Below are 15,638 nucleotides of genomic sequence, written 5' to 3' on the forward strand. Positions count from 1 at the left end.
TTCGTCACATACCGAGATAGGCTTTGCGTACGCGGTCGTCGGCGCGCAGCGTGTCGTTGTTGCCTTCGAGCACGACGTGTCCGGCTTCGAGGACGTAGCCGTGATCTGCTGACTCAAGCGCTTCCGCGACGCGCTGCTCGACCAGCAGCATGGTCAGCCCGGACTGACGCCGGATCTCGATCAGGCGCTCGAAGATGAAGTCCGCAGTCGACGGCGCGAGCCCCATTGAGGGCTCGTCCAGCATCAGGAGTTTTGGCGAGGAGGCGAGACCGCGGCCGATCGCGAGCATCTGCTGCTGGCCACCGGACATCGTGCCCGCAAATTGATTGCGGCGTTCCTTCAGCACCGGCAGCCATTCGAAAATGCGCTCGATATTGGCCTGCCAGTCGCGCCGGCCGCTCTCTGTCATCGCGCCCATTTCCAGATTCTCCATCACGGTCAGCGACGGGAAGACCTGGCGGCCCTCGGGGACATGGGCGATGCCGAGATGGGCGCGCTGCGGCGGCGGCACCGCGAGCAGATCGACGCCGTCGAATGAGATAGCCCCACCGCTCGGCTTCACGATACCGGAAATTGTCTTGAACAGCGTGGTCTTGCCGGCGCCGTTGGGCCCGACGATCGCAACGAACTGACCTGCACCGACATTGATCGACACGTCGTTCAGGACGGGTTTTGCGGAGTAGCCCGCGCTCAATCCCTCAATTCGCAGCATGGGCCGCCCACTTTTTGCCGAGATAGGCTTCGATCACGCGGCTGTCGCGCGTCACCACCTCCGGCAGGCCCTCGGTGATGACGGCCCCGTGGTCGAGCACGAGAAATCTGTCGACCAGCCGGACCATGGCCTGCATGGTGTGCTCGATGATGGCGATGGTCATGCCGTCGCGTGCAAGCTGCTGGATCACGGCGACAACCTCGTCCGCCTCGCCGTGACCGAGGCCGGCCAGCGTCTCGTCGAGCAGCAGGATGCGTGGCTGGCCCGCAATCGCGCGCGCAAGCTCCATCAGCCGCAGCTCCTTGGTCGAAAGTTCACCGGCGACACGATCGGCCACCGCAGAAAGCCCCACGCGGGCAACCGCGTCGGCGGCAAGCTTGCGTGCCTCCCCGTCGGAGCGCGCACGCACGTAGGCGCCCACCACGACATTGTCGAGGATCGACATGCGCAGGAACGGCCGCATGACCTGGAAGGTGCGGCCGACGCCGGCCTCGCAGATTGTGTGCGGCCGCTGGCCGGACATGTTGCGGCCGTCGATCAGAACCTCGCCCTGGTTCGGCTTCAGGAAGCCGTTGAGGAGATTGAACAGCGTCGTCTTGCCGGCACCGTTGGGGCCGATGATGCCGAGGATCTCGTTCTTGTGCAGCTTGAAGCTGACATCCTGCACGGCCTTGAGGCCACCGAAGGAGCGCGAGAGGTTGCGAACCTCAAGCACGACCTCGCCGGTCGCGGCGCGCTGTTGCGAGCCGGGCTTCAGTGTCGTCACGTTGGCGGCGGTCGCTCCCGGAGCGTCGTTGACCGTTGCTTTGGACGCATCCCGTTTGCGCAAGAGATCGCGCAGTTTCCAAAAGAGGCCTTCCGGTGCCAACAGGATCACGCAGACAATGGCAAGGCCGAAGATGACGCCCTGGATGCCGGGGATGCGCGCACCGGCCTCCGCGTGCAGGATTTCGGCGAGCGGGATCAGAATGACCGACCCGATGACCGGACCCCAGACCGTGCCGACGCCGCCGAACATCACGACCGTGAGCGCCTGCGCGGACACCAGCATGCCGAACACCGAGGCCGGGGTCACGACCAGCAGCACCTGCGCGTAGAACCCGCCGATGGCAGCGGCGATTGCGCCGCTGAGCGTGATCGCGCGGAGCTTCCAGGCTAGCGTATTGATTCCGGCCGCTTCGGCCGCAGCCTCGTTCTGCTTGATCGCGAGCAGCGCCATGCCGAAGCGCGAGCGCTCGATCACCTGCGTCAGCACGATCGTGGCAAGCATGATCGCGAGCCCCAGCAACGTGTAGAGGCGAGGATCGGCGAACTGCATATAGGCGATCGGAGCGTCACGCTTGATCGGGAGCGTCACCTCCTGGAATCCGAGCCATTCGAACACGTAGAGAATGGCGAGCGGGTAAGCGAGCATCGCCAGGGCGAAGTAGTGGCCCTGCAGGCGGAAGGTCGGAAATCCGATCAGGAGCCCGGCGATGCCGCCGAGCATGGCGGCGACCGGAATCAGCAGCCACGGCGAAATATCGAAATAGATCTGCCCGAGCGCGGTGGCATAGGCGCCGATCCCGAAGAAGGCGGCGTGGCCGAACGAGATCAGTCCAGTGTAGCCGCTGAGCAGGTTCCAGGACAGCCCGAATACCGCCCACACCGGCACCAGGGTCAGGATGAGCTGGTAATAGGAGTTCGTGACGCCGAGCGAGACCACGGCATAGGCGATCGTGAACAGCAGGGGAGGAAGGAAGGAACGCATCCGGAGCATGGTCACGTCCTCTCGACCATGCGCCCGAAGAAGCCTTGCGGGCGAAAGAAGATGATAAGGAGAAAGACGGCGAAGATCGCAGCATTCTGCAATTGCGTCGGCAGGATGAGCGTCGACATCTGCTGCACCAGGCCGATCGTCATCCCGCCCCAGAAGGCGCCGATGATGCTGCCCATGCCGCCGAGCACGACACCGGCATACATGACGATGACGTATTCGAGGCCGACGAAGGGGTGGAACGGATAGTTGGTTGCGAGCAGGCCGCCGGCGATCGCCGTGATGCCGCAGCCCAGTGCAAAGGCGGTGCGGTGGGCGCGGTCGACGTCGATGCCCATATAGGTCGCGGCCGTCGGATTGTCGGCGGCGGCACGGAGTGACTTGCCGATCCGCGTGCGCGCGATCAATAGCGAGAGCAGCGTCATGATCGCCAGCGAAACGATCGCGTCGATGCTGCGCGCCTTGTTGAGAAAGATGCTCATGTCGAGGTAGGGGCCGAGCTCCCAGGCCGTGCTCGACAGCGGCGTGCGGATCGAGGCCAGCACGGATCCGAACACGATGAGGCCGCCGTTCTGCAGGATCAGCGCGATGCCGAGCGTGAGGATGAGCTGGGCGTAATGGCCTTCGCCCTCGAGCGAGGCGGTGCGCGTGCCTGAGACGTGCGAGATCAGGGCCAGATGCACGAAATAGCCGAATACGGCAAGCACGGGCCCGGCGAGCAGGATCGCGACGAACGGCCCGACGGTATTGCCGAACAGCGTCTGGATCCCGGCGGCGGTGAAGAGATAGAAGGCGACATACATGCCGAGCATCATGAAATCGCCGTGGGCGAAGTTGATGACGCGCATGACGCCGAAGATCAGGCCGAGCCCGACGCACATCAGGCCGTAGACGGCACCGATCAGAAGGCCTGCGGCGAGCGCTTGAAAGAATCCCTCCATCAACCCGGCCTCCGCGCGGCGCCTGCGCCGGCCTGCTGACGATCATGCGTCGATGGTGCTAATAGACTGGTCTCCAAGTCGACCATGTTTCCCCCGTACTCTCCGGCACTTCTTATGATGCCGATCGTAAAACCCGTTCCGGTGCGTCCAGACGGCACTGTGCTGCGATGGCACTGGCATTGCCGAGCTGTTCGCAGTCGTCGATGAGTTGCTCCAGCCGGTGTGCGCGGTCCTCGCCGAGGGCGCGGCTGGCGGCGGCGCGAAAACGCGCGCGAATATCTGAGGGTGTGGCGGCAATGACATCGGGCAACGCGTGCCGGATCGTCCGGCCGCCGCGCAGATGCACGGTCACATCCGCACCCTGCTTGCCGGGGAAGGCAGCGGTGAAGCCGGCATCGGCCTTGAGGTCCGTGACCGAAACCAGGCGGATGATGTCGGCATCATCGAGCCCGGCATAATTCTCTTCCGCGATCTCGCCCCGCGCCAGCGTCGCGGCGACGCTGAACGGAATGCTCATCTTGGCCTGAAGCGCGTTGCGGTAGGGCCCAGTGGAGTCGCAGCCGGGATAGCGAACGGCGGCATCGGGCGCGCGAATGACGACGCGGTCGATCTCGTCGGCGCCGGCGAGCTCGCGCGACACGCGAAGCGCCGCCTGTGCGGCGGTCTGCGCGAAATTGCAGGCCGGGACCGGCTTGTTGTAGACGGTCATGATTTCGCTCTCGCCATTCGGGAATAGCGCGACGCTGTCGGGCGCGGCCTGGCGGCGATATGCGGCGAACAAGCCGGCTTCACCTTCGAGAATCGTTTCCGAGCCGAAAGCGCCCGCCGCGGCAAGACCAATCGCCTTAATTGCGTTACTGGCGGCGAAGCCCGGATGAAAATACATGTCCGAGCTGCCGGCATGCGGCCACTCGTTCAGTCCGCTCGACGTATTGGCCGCAATCGCGATGGCGCTGGTCGCGGCGTCCTCGGAAAGGCCAAGCGCGAAACTTCCCGCCAGCGCCGCGCCGATCGGTGCAACCAGCCCGGTCGGCCGATACAAGCGCGCGAGATCTGAGCTGACGAGCGCGCGGCCGATCCGCGCGCCGGTCTCGTACCCGATGATGGCCGCTGTCAGCAGTCGGCCCCCGTGCAGCGGCGTCTGTTCCGACAGCGCGAGAAGGGTCGGCCAGATCACGACGCCGTGGTGCGCGATGCTGGCCGCATGCATGTCTTCACGGACGAGACCATGTCCCATCACGGCATTGGCGAAGGCTGCGTCGGCCGGCGAGGAGGGTTGCGGTCGTCCGACGATCGTCGCGCTGCCACCGGCATTCGCGATTGAAACAGCCTGACGGCTCCAGGGATGATGGCCCGCCTCGAAGGCGCAGGACAAGAAGTCGAGCAGACAAATCTTCGCCTTGGCGACGACTTCGGACCCGAAATCTCCGAGGTCGAGCGCAATCACGCGCCGCGCCATCTGGCGCGCGAGCGATATCTTGCCTGATACGGTCGGGCCGATCGTCATCGCAGTCGCTCTCCCCGAGGGTTTTGCGCGATCAGCCACGCATCTCGACGCCGGCCCACTCCTCGAGCACCTTGGCGATCGAGGTGAAATCGGACGACGCGCCGTATTTGGCGTTGGTGATCGCGAGCATCTGCCGCACCACCGCGCCGCAGACCATCGGCACACCCATGGCCTCGGCTTCGTCCACGCACAGCCGGACATCCTTGTAGGAGAGGCCGGTGGTGAAGCCGAAATCGAAGGTGCCGGGCAGCACCGCGCGGGGGAATTTGTCTTCGGAGGCGCTGTTGCGGCCGCTGCTGGCATTGATGATGTCGATCAGCACCTTTGCGTTGACGCCGCCTTTGACGCCCATCGCGACTGCTTCCGACGTGATCACCAGCGCCGCGGCCGCCATCAGATTGTTGGCGAGCTTGGCCGTCTGCGCCACGCCGGGCTTGTCGCCGGTGTAGAACAGCTTGCCGAAATTCTTCAGGATTGGCTGCACAGTCTCGTAGGTTACCTGCGGGCACGACACCATCACGGCCAGCGTGCCGTTGACGGCGCCCTTGATGCCACCGCTCACGGGCGCATCGACGAGTTGCATTCCTTTGGCCTTGAGGCCTTCAGCGACGAACTTCGCCGTGCCGGGACCGGAGGTCGAGAGATCAATCACGATCTTCGCACGATTGCCGCTGCTGATGCCGTCCTGTCCGAGCGTGACGGCCTTGACGATGTCGGGTGTCGGCAGACTGGCGAGCACGATATCGGCGCGCGAGGCGACGTCGGCTGGCGACTTTGCGAGTAGCGCGCCGCGCTTGACCAGCGGCTGGGTCGCCTCGACTTGCGTGTCGTAGATGACGAGCGAATAGCCCGCGTCGATCAATCGCCCCGCCATGGGGTCGCCCATGCGGCCCGTGCCGATCACGCCGAGAATCTCTCCCGCCATCGTCTACTCCCTGTCGCGCGATCCCGTGACGGGCGCGCCTTCTTGATATTCTGGTCAAACGTTTTCGCCGGTCGGCCTTTTCTGCCGCCGTCGTCGTGGCAGCGGGATCCCGCGCCAGCGGGCCGGATTGTTATGTTTGTCAGACAAGCTGTCAAGCATAACATTTGGGGTCGACAGTTTGCCGATGATCGGCATAAGGTCCGGGAAAACGAGGAAGACGCCCCGCGTGCCGCAAGTCCCAACTTCGAGTGTGAGCAAGACGCTCGCCGATTTTGTCGCGTCCGCGTCATGGGCGGACGTCGAGGCGCAAAGCCACGAAGCGCGGCGATCGATCCTCAATTTCTTTGCGACCACGCTCGGCTCCGCACGCGATCCCGTCGTGATGGCCGCGATGCGCACGCTGTCGCCGTTCAGCGGCGCCGCGACATCGACGGTGATCGGCCATTCGGAGCCGATTGACGCGTTATGCGCGTCGTTTCTCAATGCCATCTCGGCCAATCTGCTCGACTTCGACGACACGCATCCCGAGACGATCATTCATCCGGCCGCGCCGGTTGCCGCTCCCGTGCTCGCGCTCGCGGAGACGCGCAAGGTGTCGGGCCAGGAGGTGTTGACGGCCTTCATCCTCGGCGTGGATGTCGAGTGCCGCATCGGCAATTCGGTGTCGCCGCGCCACTACGCGCGCGGCTGGCACATCACCTCAACCTGCGGGATTTTTGGCGCGGCCGCCGCTTGCGCGAAGCTATTGGGGCTGCCGGCGGAAGGGATTGCGAACGCCATCGGACTCGCGGCGAGCCAGTCGGCCGGCAATGTCGAGAACCTGCCGAGCGCCGCCAAGAACGTCAGCGTCGGCAACGCGGCACGCAACGGATTGTTCGCCGCATTGCTTGCGCAGCAGGGTTATGAGGCCGCGCCGCGCGCGATCGAAGGTCCGCTCGGCTGGGCGCGCACCATGGGAGATGAGCCCGATCTCGCCCGCCTGCTCGAGGGTCTCGGCAAGACCTGGGAGATCGCGAAGAATACCTACAAGCCCTATCCGGCCGGCATCGTGTTCCATTCGGTGATCGATGCATGCCTCCTTATGCGCGGGAAAATGGGCCGACGGATCGACCAGATCGAGTCGGTAACGGTGCAGGGCTCGGCGCTGCTGCTTGCGCGGGGCGATCGCCCTGTCAACAACGAGCGTGATGCGCGCGTCAGTATCCATCATTGCGTTGCCTGCGGATTACTGCTCGGCACGGCCGGCGTTGTCGAATTTGCACGTGAAACTGTGGCCCGGCCCGATATCGCGCAGCTGCGACAAAAGGTGAGGGCGGAGCTCGACAGTGAGATGCCCGATGGCGCGGCGCGGGTCATCTTGCGTCTGTCATCCGGCGAGGTCCTCACCGAGACTGTCATCACGCCGCGCGGCAGCCAGGCCGCGCCGCTTGCAGATAGCGACATTGAAGAAAAGCTGCGCGAAGGCGTGCGCACTGGTCGGAGCGACTGGGATGCGGACCGCGTTATCGACGCAGTCTGGCTGCTCGATAAGGCGGATAACGTCGGCAATCTCCTGCAATCGCTGCGACCGCCGTCGGCGTCGCGCCAGACAACTTCCAACTAGAATCTCTCAAGACCTGAAAGGGACGATCATGAGCAAGACCGAACTGTTCGAAAAAGGCCTCAAAGTTCGCAAGGAAGTGCTCGGCGAGGACTACGTCAACAAGTCGATTGCCGGGGCCGACGAGTTCACGCGCACGATGGCGGAATGGTCGACCGAGTTCTGCTGGGGCGCGTTGTGGACGCGGCCCGGCGTCGACCGGCGCACGCGCTCGATCGTCAATCTGGCAATGCTTGGCGCGCTGAACCGCCCGCACGAGCTGAAGCTGCATGTGAAGGGCGCCCTAAAGAACGGGCTGACCAAGGAGGAGATCAAGGAGATCCTGCTGCAGGTCGCCGTCTATTGCGGCGTTCCCGCCGGCATCGACGCCTTCCGCAATGCGCGCGAGGCCTTCAACGAGGTCGATGCAAAACCCTGAGCACGGACTATGTGAGTTGTCATGGCTGATCCGGAATACGAGCTCTTCGCCATCCACTATGCAACGCGCGATGCGCAACGGAGCGAGCACTTCATCGGCGGCGACCCGCATGACGGGCCGATGCCGATGGACTATTTCATGTGGTTGGCGAGGGGAGGCGATCGCACCTTCGTCATCGACACCGGGTTCAACGCTGAAATTGCGAGGCAGCGCGGGCGAACATTCCTGCGCTGCCCGGTAGAGACGCTTCGCGCGTTCGATGTCGACGTCGCCGACGTCAAGGACGTGATCCTCACGCATCTGCACTACGACCACGCCGGCAATTTCGACCGGTTTCCGAACGCGCGGTTTCATCTTCAGGAGAGCGAACTCGCCTTCGCCACCGGGCGCTATATGCAATATCCGAGGCTGTCGCATTCCTTCGAGGTCGAGGATGTCTGCGGGATCGTGCGGCTGAACTATGCGCGCCGGGTGCTGTTCTACAATGGCGACGCCGAGATTGCGCCCGGACTGACGGTTCATGCGGCCGGCGGGCATTCCGCCGGTCTCCAGTTCGTCCGCGTCAACACACGCCGCGGCCCTGTCGTGCTCGCCTCCGACGTCAGCCATTTCTACGAGAACATGACGAGCGAGCGTCCGTTCACGACGGCTTTTCACGTCGGCGACATGCTGGTGGGTTTTGACAAGCTGCGGGTCGCGGCGTCCGACGCGGCCCACATCGTTCCCGGTCATGATCCGCTCGTGATGAAGCTCTATCCCGCGCCAAGCCCGGATCTGGATGGCGTTGCGGTCCGTCTCGATGTGGCGCCATCCCAAGCCATTCAGTCCCAGGGCGTTCAGCGGGGCGGCGGCGTAACCTAGGCTAGAAAAAATCGATTTTCGATTTTCTATTGACCCGCGCGCGCCGCCTTGCAATCATCCCAACATGGGTCCGCTTCAGTTCCATATGTCCGGAAGCCCCGGGGATGGTCCGCGCAGTCTGACGTCGGCGCTGCATGAGCGCTTGCGCGCCGATATTTTGGCGACGCGGCTGCTGCCGGGGCAGAAACTGCATATCGCCGGGCTCGCCAAGCAGTTTTTCGTGAGCCTCGCCGCCGTGCGCGAGGCGCTATCGCGTCTGGTCGCCGACGGGCTCGTGCAGGCGTCCGACCAGCGTGGCTTCCGCGTGAGTCCGGTGTCGCTTGCCGATCTCGCCGACGTGACGCAGACCCGGATCGATATCGAGGGGCTTGCGCTCCGCCGCTCGATCGAGCGCGGCGATGAGGCCTGGCTCGCCTCGGTGAAATCGGCGTGGGCGGATCTGAAGGCCGTTCCTTATCACTATCCCGACGATCCGACGGTGCACTACGAGGAATGGGTAATCCGTCATCGGATCTTCCATCGCGCGCTGGTCAACGCGTGCGGCTCGCCATGGCTGCTCGGCTTCCGCGACGTGCTGCATGAGCAGAGCGAGCGCTATCGCCGGCTTTCGATTCGCAGGGAGGTCGGTGGCAAACCGCGCAACGTCGAAGCCGAACACAAGACGATTGTCGCTGCAGTGGTGAAGCGCGATGCGGATGCGGCAGTTCGCGCATTGTCAAAGCACTTCGGCACCACCAAAGATTTTGTCGAGCTCGCTGCCTCGCGCATTGCGGAGGTAAGCCGCGCGCCCTGACGATCCGGAGAAAATCCGGCAAACAAAAACAGAGACCGGGAGGAAACCAACAATGAAGATCAATCGCCGTCACGCGCTTATGTCGCTCGTCGCCGCCGCAATTCTTGCCGGCCCTGCGAGCGCCGCCGACACCATTCGTGTTGGCCTGCCGACGAAAACCTACTGGCCGACGACGATCGCCGAGACCGCTGTGCGGCAGAAGCTGTTCGAGAAGGAAGGCATCCAGGCCGAGCTGACCATCTACCGCAGCGGTGCGGAGACGTTCGAAGGAATGGCTGCGGGCGCAGCCGACATCATCCTCGATCCGCCCTCGCTGGTTTCCGCCGGGCGCAAGAAGGGGGTGATGTCACGGATCGTGGCCAATGCCGCGATGGGCAATTTCGGCTGGCAATTGATGGTCCCGACCAAGTCGACCATCGACGTCAAGGACCTCAACGGCAAGAAGGTGGCGATCACCGCGGCCGGATCCGGCTCCGATTTGCTCGCGCTGTGGACCATCCAGGACAAGAAGATCGATTTCACCCGCGTTCCCGTCGGCGGCGGCGGCCTCGTGCCGAACCTCCTCGCGGGCAACGTCGAGGCTGCCGTGGTCTATTCGCCGCTCAGCTTCCAGATCTCGAAATCTGGCGAGGCCAGGGCCATCCTCGACTATGCGACCGCCGTACCGCCGAACCTGACCGCCGGCTGGATCGTGCTCGACAAGCTCGCCGACGCAAAGCCGCAGCTGGTGCAGAAGGCGGTGAACGCCCTCTACGGCGCGGTCGCGTTCATGCGGGCCAATCGCGATGTCACGGTCAAGCTGATCGCCGAGCTCTATGAAATGCCGCCGGAGATCGCGAGCCTCGAGTACGAAAACACGATCATGAAGCTCGAGACCAGCGGCGACATGGGCGCGGTCAATGTGAACGCGGCCGTGCAGCTGTCGCTGGATCTCGCCAAGCTCGGCGGGCTCAAGGATATCGTGCCGGTCGAGGACGTGATCTCGACCAAGTTCAAGCCGATCCCGACCAAGCAATAGCGATGCAGAGCACGCTCGCCATCAACCTGGTGCGGATCGCGATCATCATCGCGATCCTGGCGCTGTGGGAGGTGCTGCCGCGCACCGGCATCGTCAATCCGCGCCTGCTGCCGTCGGCGTCCGACACGTTCGCGACGCTCGGCGATCTCCTGCAGCGCGCGGCCGTGCAGAAGGATCTGATGGTGACCGCGACCGAGGTGCTGGCCGCGTTCGCGCTCGCCGTGCCCTTCGGCGCAGTGATCGGCTTCCTGGTCGCGGAGAACCGCTACTTTGCCGACGTGGCCAAGCCGCTGCTGTTCTTCGCGTTCAGCATTCCGAAGTCGATCTTCCTGCCGATGTTCATCCTGGTGTTCGGCGTCGGCTTCGCGCAGAAGGTCGGTTTCGGCTTTTTCTCCACGATCTTCATCGTGATCATGTCGACCACGACGGCGGTGGAGTCGGTCAAGGTCGAGCATCTCACGGTGGCGCGCTCCTATGGCGCCACGCCGATCCAGACCGCGTTCCGGGTCTATCTGCCGAGCATGCTGCCGGTGCTGCTGGAGGCCTTGCGGATCTCCATGATCTTCAACCTGACCGGCGTGATTTTGGCCGAGATGTACGCCTCGCGCGACGGCATCGGCCACCAGATCGCGACCTGGGGTGAGAATTTCCAGATGAAGCAGCTCCTCGCCGGCGTCGTGATGGTCGCCGCGATCGCCATGACCTTCAACGAACTAGTCAGATGGGTGGAAACGCGATGCAGCCATTGGCGAACGTGACCCCGTTGAAGCCTCCCGCGCGCGCCGGCGCGATCGAGGTGAAGAATGTCGGCCAGGTGTTCAAGACCAGGTCGCAGGACGTCGTCGCGCTGGAGGACGTCTCGCTGGAGATCAAGCCCGGCCGCTTCGTCGTGCTGGTCGGTCCGAGCGGCTGCGGCAAGTCCACCCTTCTGATGATGATGGCTGGGCTGCGCCAGCAGACCTCGGGCACGATCACCATCAGCGGCGCGCCGATCCCGGAGCCGGACCCCGACAGGGTCGGCGTGGTGTTCCAGGAGGCGAGCCTGTTTCCCTGGCTGACGGCAGAGGACAATGTCGAGTTTCCGTTGGCACTGCGCGGCGTGCCCAAGGCGGAACGGCGCACCAAGGCGCAGGATGCGCTCAAGCTGGTTGGCCTCGACGGCTTCGGAAAGCGCCATCCGCATGAGCTCTCAGGCGGCATGAAGCAGCGCGTCTCGATCGCGCGCGGGCTGGTGCAGGACCCGCCGGTGCTGCTGATGGACGAGCCGTTCGCCGCGCTCGACGAGCAGACGCGCATGACCATGGGCGACGAGTTGCTGCGTATCTGGGCGGCGACCGGAAAGACAGTCGTGTTCGTCACGCACAGCCTCACCGAAGCCGTCTATCTCGCCGACGAGGTGATCGTGATGTCGGCGCGGCCCGGCCGCATCGTCGACCATCTCCAGGTCCAGCTGCCGCGGCCCCGCACCTACGAGATGCTGAGCGGCGACGCTTTCGGCGCGCTGCGCGACCGCATCTGGCGGCACATCCGCAAATCGGCGTGAGGCGGGAGATGAGCGCCAAGATGACCGCGAAGATCAGCGCGAAGACGCTGCGATATCTGATCGTGATCGGCCTGATTGCACTTTGGGAGCTGCTGCCGCGCACCGGTCTTATTCCCGAGCTGTTCCTGCCGTCCCTGTCGTCAACGCTGGTCGCTGGATGGAGCGACGCTGCCGAATACGGTCATGCGCTGGCGGTGACGCTCTACGAAGTCGTGGTCTCCATGGCGTTCGCCTGTGGCGGCGGCATCCTGCTCGGCGCCGTCGTCGGCAGCCTGCCGCGCCCGCGCGTCCTGATCATGCCGATGGTATCGAGCCTCTACGCGGTGCCGCTCGTGATCCTCTATCCCGTCTTCACCGTGTGGCTCGGCATCGGCTCGGAGTCAAAGATCGCGTTCGCCTCGATCTACGGTTTCCTGCCGACGATGCTCGCGACCGCGGCCGGCATCCAGACCATCGATCCGCAGCTCCTGCTCGCGGCGCGCAGCATGGGCGCGACGCTGACACAGCGGCTGGTTCGCGTCATCATCCCTGCGGCAATCCCGACCGTGCTGTCGGGCTTGCGCGTCGGCGGTGCGCTTGTGATCGTCGGCGTCGTGGTCTCGGAGATGCTGATCTCCTCGGCCGGCATCGGCTATCTGATCTCGCGCTACCGCACGATCCTCGACAGTCCGCACGTGTTCGCGGGTGTGCTGCTCGTGCTGTTCATGGCGATCGCCTTCAACGCCGCGATCCGGTGGATCGAGCGCAAGGCGGCGATCTGGCAGACCGGCACGCGCGCAGGTCAGGCCAATGACGAGATCGCGTCGGGCGCGATGCAGCCGGCGACCTGAGGTTTTAGCGTGTACGATCTGACCCTGACATTCGACAACGGCCCCGATCCCGACGTGACGCCGCGCGTGCTCGACATTCTCGGCGAGCGCGGGATCAAGACCACCTTCTTCGTCATCGGTGAGAAACTCGCCGACCCCGCGCGGCACGGCCTTGCGGTGCGAGCACACGGGGAGGGGCACTGGATCGGCAATCACACGTTTACGCACACCATTCCGCTCGGTGAGCAGCCGGACCGGGACACTGGGGAGAACGAAATCGGCCGCACGCAAGGAGCGATCGGCGATCTCGCGCATCCGCAGCGCTGGTTCCGGCCTTTCGGTGGCGGCGGCAATCTGGACACGCGGCTTTTGAAGCCGTCCGTCGTCGATTATCTCACCCGCAACAAGCACAGCTGCGTGCTGTGGAATGCGATCCCGCGCGACTGGGACGATCCCGACCGTTGGACCGAGCGCGCACTTGACCAATGCAACCGGCAGCCGTGGACGCTAATGGTGCTGCACGATCTGCCGACCGGCGCGATGGACCATCTCGAGCGCTTTCTTGACCGCGCCGAAGCGGCCGGCGGTCGCTTCCGCCAGGATTTCCCGCCGCAATGCGTTCCGATCCGCAGCGGCGAGATTGCACTTCCGATCAACGATTATGTTTCCTCCATCGAAGAGAGTGTTTGACCCATGAAAGTCGCAAGTTTCACGATCGCCGGCGCCGCCAGCTACGGCATTGTCACCGACAAGGGCGTCATCGATGCCGGCAGGCGGCTGACGGCATTTGCGACGCTGAAGACGCTGCTTGCGAAGGGCTCGCTCGGCGAACTGAAAAAGCTTGCCGGCGAGACGCCCGACTACGCGCTGCAGGATGTCGCGCTGCTGCCGACCATTCCCGATCCCGACAAGATCTTCTGCATCGGCGTCAACTATGCCACCCATCTGGCCGAGAGCGGCCATCCTACCCCGCCACACCCGATGATCTTCACCCGCTTCGCCAACAGCCAGGTCGGGCATGGCCAGCCGATGATCCGGCCGCTGGAATCCGAGCGTTTTGATTATGAAGGCGAGATGGCGGTCGTCATCGGCAAGGCCGGTCGCCGCATCTCGCGCGAAGCCGCGCTTGGCCATGTCGCCGGCTATGCCTGCTACAATGACGGCAGCATCCGCGACTGGCAGCGCCACACCTCTCAATTCGCACCCGGCAAGAACTTTGCCGGCACCGGCGGCTTCGGGCCCTGGATGGTCACAACCGACGAATTGGCCGATGTCACCAAGCAGACACTGATCACGCGGCTGAACGGTGTCGAGGTGCAGAAGGCCCCGATCTCCGATCTCGTCTTCGACGTTCCCGCCCTGATCGCCTACTGCTCGACCTTCACCGAACTCGCGCCGGGCGATGTCATTGTCACCGGCACGACCGGCGGCGTCGGCGCCTATCGCACCCCGCCGCTGTGGATGAAGGGCGGCGACGTCGTGGAGATCGAGATTTCTGGCATCGGCATCTTGCGCAATCCCGTCAAGGACGAGGTGCCGGCCACGGCGACGCGCGCGGCCTGACAGCCGCGCTCGACAACATAAGAAGGAGAACCCCATGCCCTTGCCAACGCACATCTTGCCGACCACTGTGGTCGGCAGCTATCCGCAGCCGGAATGGCTGGTGAACCGCGCCATGCTGTCGAAGGTGGTGCCGCGCACTCGCCTGCACGACATGTGGCGGCTACCGGCGGAACATCTTGAGGAGGCGCAGGACGATGCGACCATCGTCGCGATCCGCGACATGGAGCGCGCCGGCATCGACATCGTGACCGATGGCGAAATCCGCCGCGAGAGCTACTCCAACCGCTTCGCCACGGCGCTCGACGGTATCGACGGGGATAATCCCGCGATGATCACGGCACGCACTGGCAACACTCAGACCCCGGTGCCGCGCGTCGTCGGGCCGGTGAAACGCAAGGGACCGGTTGAGCTGCACGACATGCAGTTCCTGCGCAGGAATACTGATCGTGCAGCGAAGATCACCCTGCCGGGTCCGTTCACCATGAGCCAGCAGGCCAGGAACGAGTTTTACAAGGACGAGGAAGAGCTCGCGATGGCCTTGGCCGAGGCCGTCAATGCCGAGGCGCTGGATCTGCAAAGAGCAGGCGCTGACGTGATCCAGCTCGACGAGCCCTGGGTGCGCAACAATCCGGATCTCGCCAAACGCTACGCGGTCAAGGCGATCAACCGGGCGCTGAAGGGCATCACGGTGCCGACCGTCGTGCATCTCTGCTTCGGCTATGCCGCGGTCGTGCCCGGCTCGAACAAGCCGGCCGGCTATTCCTTCCTCGCCGAGCTTGACGACACGATCGCCGACCAGATCTCGATCGAAGCCGCGCAGCCGAAGCTCGACCTCGGTGTGCTCAAGGACCTCTCGTCGAAGAAGATCATGCTCGGCGTGCTCGACCTCGCCGATCCCGCGATCGAGAGCGTCGATACCGTGGCCGATCGCATTCGCAACGGCCTGAAATACGTATCGCCGGATCGCCTGGTTCCTGCGCCCGATTGCGGCATGAAATACATGCCGCGCGCAACTGCGTTCGGGAAGCTCAAGGCCATGTGCGATGCAGCAGCGATGGTCAGGCGAGAGCTAGGCTGAAAGGGCGCGCGTCAGAGTTAGTTAATGCGCCAAACCGCAGCGACTTTGAAAAATCGGCAGAACGATGTGAATGTTGGAATGCGTCGTCAGGGACACTTCAGTTCGCGCCTCTTT

The 15,638-nt window shown here is 64.2% G+C and carries 16 protein-coding genes; 11 read left to right on the forward strand and 5 right to left on the reverse strand.

Annotated features, from left to right (window positions below; all coding sequences use genetic code 11):
- Window positions 1-4: 4 nt before the first annotated feature.
- From ABIB06_RS20555 to ABIB06_RS20575, 5 genes are all read right to left on the reverse strand, one after another.
- Window positions 5-712, reverse strand: a complete 708-nt coding sequence (locus ABIB06_RS20555) for an ABC transporter ATP-binding protein (protein ID WP_247348104.1) — start codon at window positions 710-712, stop codon at window positions 5-7.
- Window positions 699-2,471 (reverse strand): branched-chain amino acid ABC transporter ATP-binding protein/permease, encoded by a 1,773-nt coding sequence (locus ABIB06_RS20560; RefSeq protein ID WP_354046035.1) that lies wholly within the window; start codon window positions 2,469-2,471, stop codon window positions 699-701. The genes ABIB06_RS20555 and ABIB06_RS20560 overlap by 14 nt, the downstream gene beginning before the upstream one ends.
- A 2-nt stretch (window positions 2,472-2,473) precedes the next feature.
- Complete coding sequence (locus ABIB06_RS20565; protein WP_354046037.1) at window positions 2,474-3,409, reverse strand: branched-chain amino acid ABC transporter permease; 936 nt, start codon at window positions 3,407-3,409, stop codon at window positions 2,474-2,476.
- Window positions 3,410-3,521: 112 nt separating this feature from the next.
- Entirely contained in the window at window positions 3,522-4,916 is a 1,395-nt protein-coding gene (locus ABIB06_RS20570) for an MmgE/PrpD family protein (protein ID WP_354046039.1), read from the reverse strand.
- A 31-nt stretch (window positions 4,917-4,947) separates the two neighbouring features.
- Window positions 4,948-5,841: an NAD(P)-dependent oxidoreductase gene (locus ABIB06_RS20575; protein ID WP_354046041.1), complete on the reverse strand. Its 894-nt coding sequence runs from the start codon at window positions 5,839-5,841 to the stop codon at window positions 4,948-4,950.
- Between the two features lie 226 nt (window positions 5,842-6,067).
- Here ABIB06_RS20575 and ABIB06_RS20580 point away from each other — a divergent pair, with 226 nt between their 5' ends.
- The 11 genes from ABIB06_RS20580 (at window position 6,068) to ABIB06_RS20630 (ending at window position 15,524) form a co-directional block, all read left to right on the forward strand.
- A complete protein-coding gene (locus ABIB06_RS20580; protein WP_354046043.1) occupies window positions 6,068-7,444 on the forward strand; it encodes an MmgE/PrpD family protein in 1,377 nt (458 codons plus the stop codon).
- A gap of 28 nt (window positions 7,445-7,472) precedes the next feature.
- On the forward strand, window positions 7,473-7,859 hold the full coding sequence (locus ABIB06_RS20585) for a carboxymuconolactone decarboxylase family protein (protein ID WP_247348113.1): 387 nt from the start codon (window positions 7,473-7,475) through the stop codon (window positions 7,857-7,859).
- A gap of 21 nt (window positions 7,860-7,880) precedes the next feature.
- Window positions 7,881-8,720 (forward strand): N-acyl homoserine lactonase family protein, encoded by an 840-nt coding sequence (locus ABIB06_RS20590; protein ID WP_354046045.1) that lies wholly within the window; start codon window positions 7,881-7,883, stop codon window positions 8,718-8,720.
- 85 nt (window positions 8,721-8,805) lie between these two features.
- Entirely contained in the window at window positions 8,806-9,513 is a 708-nt protein-coding gene (locus ABIB06_RS20595) for a GntR family transcriptional regulator (RefSeq protein WP_354046047.1), read from the forward strand.
- A gap of 52 nt (window positions 9,514-9,565) precedes the next feature.
- Entirely contained in the window at window positions 9,566-10,531 is a 966-nt protein-coding gene (locus tag ABIB06_RS20600; RefSeq protein WP_354046049.1) for an ABC transporter substrate-binding protein, read from the forward strand.
- A 2-nt stretch (window positions 10,532-10,533) separates the two neighbouring features.
- Complete coding sequence (locus tag ABIB06_RS20605; RefSeq protein WP_354046051.1) at window positions 10,534-11,289, forward strand: ABC transporter permease; 756 nt, start codon at window positions 10,534-10,536, stop codon at window positions 11,287-11,289.
- Window positions 11,268-12,074, forward strand: a complete 807-nt coding sequence (locus tag ABIB06_RS20610; protein WP_354046053.1) for an ABC transporter ATP-binding protein — start codon at window positions 11,268-11,270, stop codon at window positions 12,072-12,074. The genes ABIB06_RS20605 and ABIB06_RS20610 overlap by 22 nt, the downstream gene beginning before the upstream one ends.
- An 8-nt stretch (window positions 12,075-12,082) precedes the next feature.
- Window positions 12,083-12,904 carry an ABC transporter permease gene (locus ABIB06_RS20615; RefSeq protein ID WP_354046055.1) on the forward strand — a complete coding sequence of 274 codons (822 nt, stop codon included), beginning with the start codon at window positions 12,083-12,085 and terminating at the stop codon, window positions 12,902-12,904.
- Between the two features lie 9 nt (window positions 12,905-12,913).
- Complete coding sequence (locus ABIB06_RS20620; RefSeq protein WP_354046057.1) at window positions 12,914-13,573, forward strand: polysaccharide deacetylase family protein; 660 nt, start codon at window positions 12,914-12,916, stop codon at window positions 13,571-13,573.
- Between the two features lie 3 nt (window positions 13,574-13,576).
- Entirely contained in the window at window positions 13,577-14,446 is an 870-nt protein-coding gene (locus ABIB06_RS20625; RefSeq protein WP_354046059.1) for a fumarylacetoacetate hydrolase family protein, read from the forward strand.
- A 34-nt stretch (window positions 14,447-14,480) separates the two neighbouring features.
- Window positions 14,481-15,524 (forward strand): 5-methyltetrahydropteroyltriglutamate--homocysteine methyltransferase, encoded by a 1,044-nt coding sequence (locus ABIB06_RS20630; protein ID WP_354046061.1) that lies wholly within the window; start codon window positions 14,481-14,483, stop codon window positions 15,522-15,524.
- Window positions 15,525-15,638 lie beyond the last annotated feature (114 nt).

Origin of the sequence: Bradyrhizobium sp. LB8.2 (assembly GCF_040548035.1) — a bacterium.
In the GTDB taxonomy this organism is placed as follows: domain Bacteria; phylum Pseudomonadota; class Alphaproteobacteria; order Rhizobiales; family Xanthobacteraceae; genus Bradyrhizobium.

Excerpts from the sequence above, each read along its gene's own strand:
- ABIB06_RS20555 (WP_247348104.1), bottom strand. The coding sequence starts at position 712 with ATGCTGCGAATTGAGGGATTGAGCGCGGGCTACTCCGCAAAACCCGTC.
- ABIB06_RS20560 (WP_354046035.1), bottom strand. The coding sequence starts at position 2,471 with ATGCTCCGGATGCGTTCCTTCCTTCCTCCCCTGCTGTTCACGATCGCC.
- ABIB06_RS20565 (WP_354046037.1), bottom strand. The coding sequence starts at position 3,409 with ATGGAGGGATTCTTTCAAGCGCTCGCCGCAGGCCTTCTGATCGGTGCC.
- ABIB06_RS20570 (WP_354046039.1), bottom strand. The coding sequence starts at position 4,916 with ATGACGATCGGCCCGACCGTATCAGGCAAGATATCGCTCGCGCGCCAG.
- ABIB06_RS20575 (WP_354046041.1), bottom strand. The coding sequence starts at position 5,841 with ATGGCGGGAGAGATTCTCGGCGTGATCGGCACGGGCCGCATGGGCGAC.
- ABIB06_RS20585 (WP_247348113.1), top strand. The coding sequence starts at position 7,473 with ATGAGCAAGACCGAACTGTTCGAAAAAGGCCTCAAAGTTCGCAAGGAA.
- ABIB06_RS20590 (WP_354046045.1), top strand. The coding sequence starts at position 7,881 with ATGGCTGATCCGGAATACGAGCTCTTCGCCATCCACTATGCAACGCGC.
- ABIB06_RS20595 (WP_354046047.1), top strand. The coding sequence starts at position 8,806 with ATGTCCGGAAGCCCCGGGGATGGTCCGCGCAGTCTGACGTCGGCGCTG.
- ABIB06_RS20600 (WP_354046049.1), top strand. The coding sequence starts at position 9,566 with ATGAAGATCAATCGCCGTCACGCGCTTATGTCGCTCGTCGCCGCCGCA.
- ABIB06_RS20605 (WP_354046051.1), top strand. The coding sequence starts at position 10,534 with ATGCAGAGCACGCTCGCCATCAACCTGGTGCGGATCGCGATCATCATC.
- ABIB06_RS20610 (WP_354046053.1), top strand. The coding sequence starts at position 11,268 with ATGCAGCCATTGGCGAACGTGACCCCGTTGAAGCCTCCCGCGCGCGCC.
- ABIB06_RS20615 (WP_354046055.1), top strand. The coding sequence starts at position 12,083 with ATGAGCGCCAAGATGACCGCGAAGATCAGCGCGAAGACGCTGCGATAT.
- ABIB06_RS20625 (WP_354046059.1), top strand. The coding sequence starts at position 13,577 with ATGAAAGTCGCAAGTTTCACGATCGCCGGCGCCGCCAGCTACGGCATT.
- ABIB06_RS20630 (WP_354046061.1), top strand. The coding sequence starts at position 14,481 with ATGCCCTTGCCAACGCACATCTTGCCGACCACTGTGGTCGGCAGCTAT.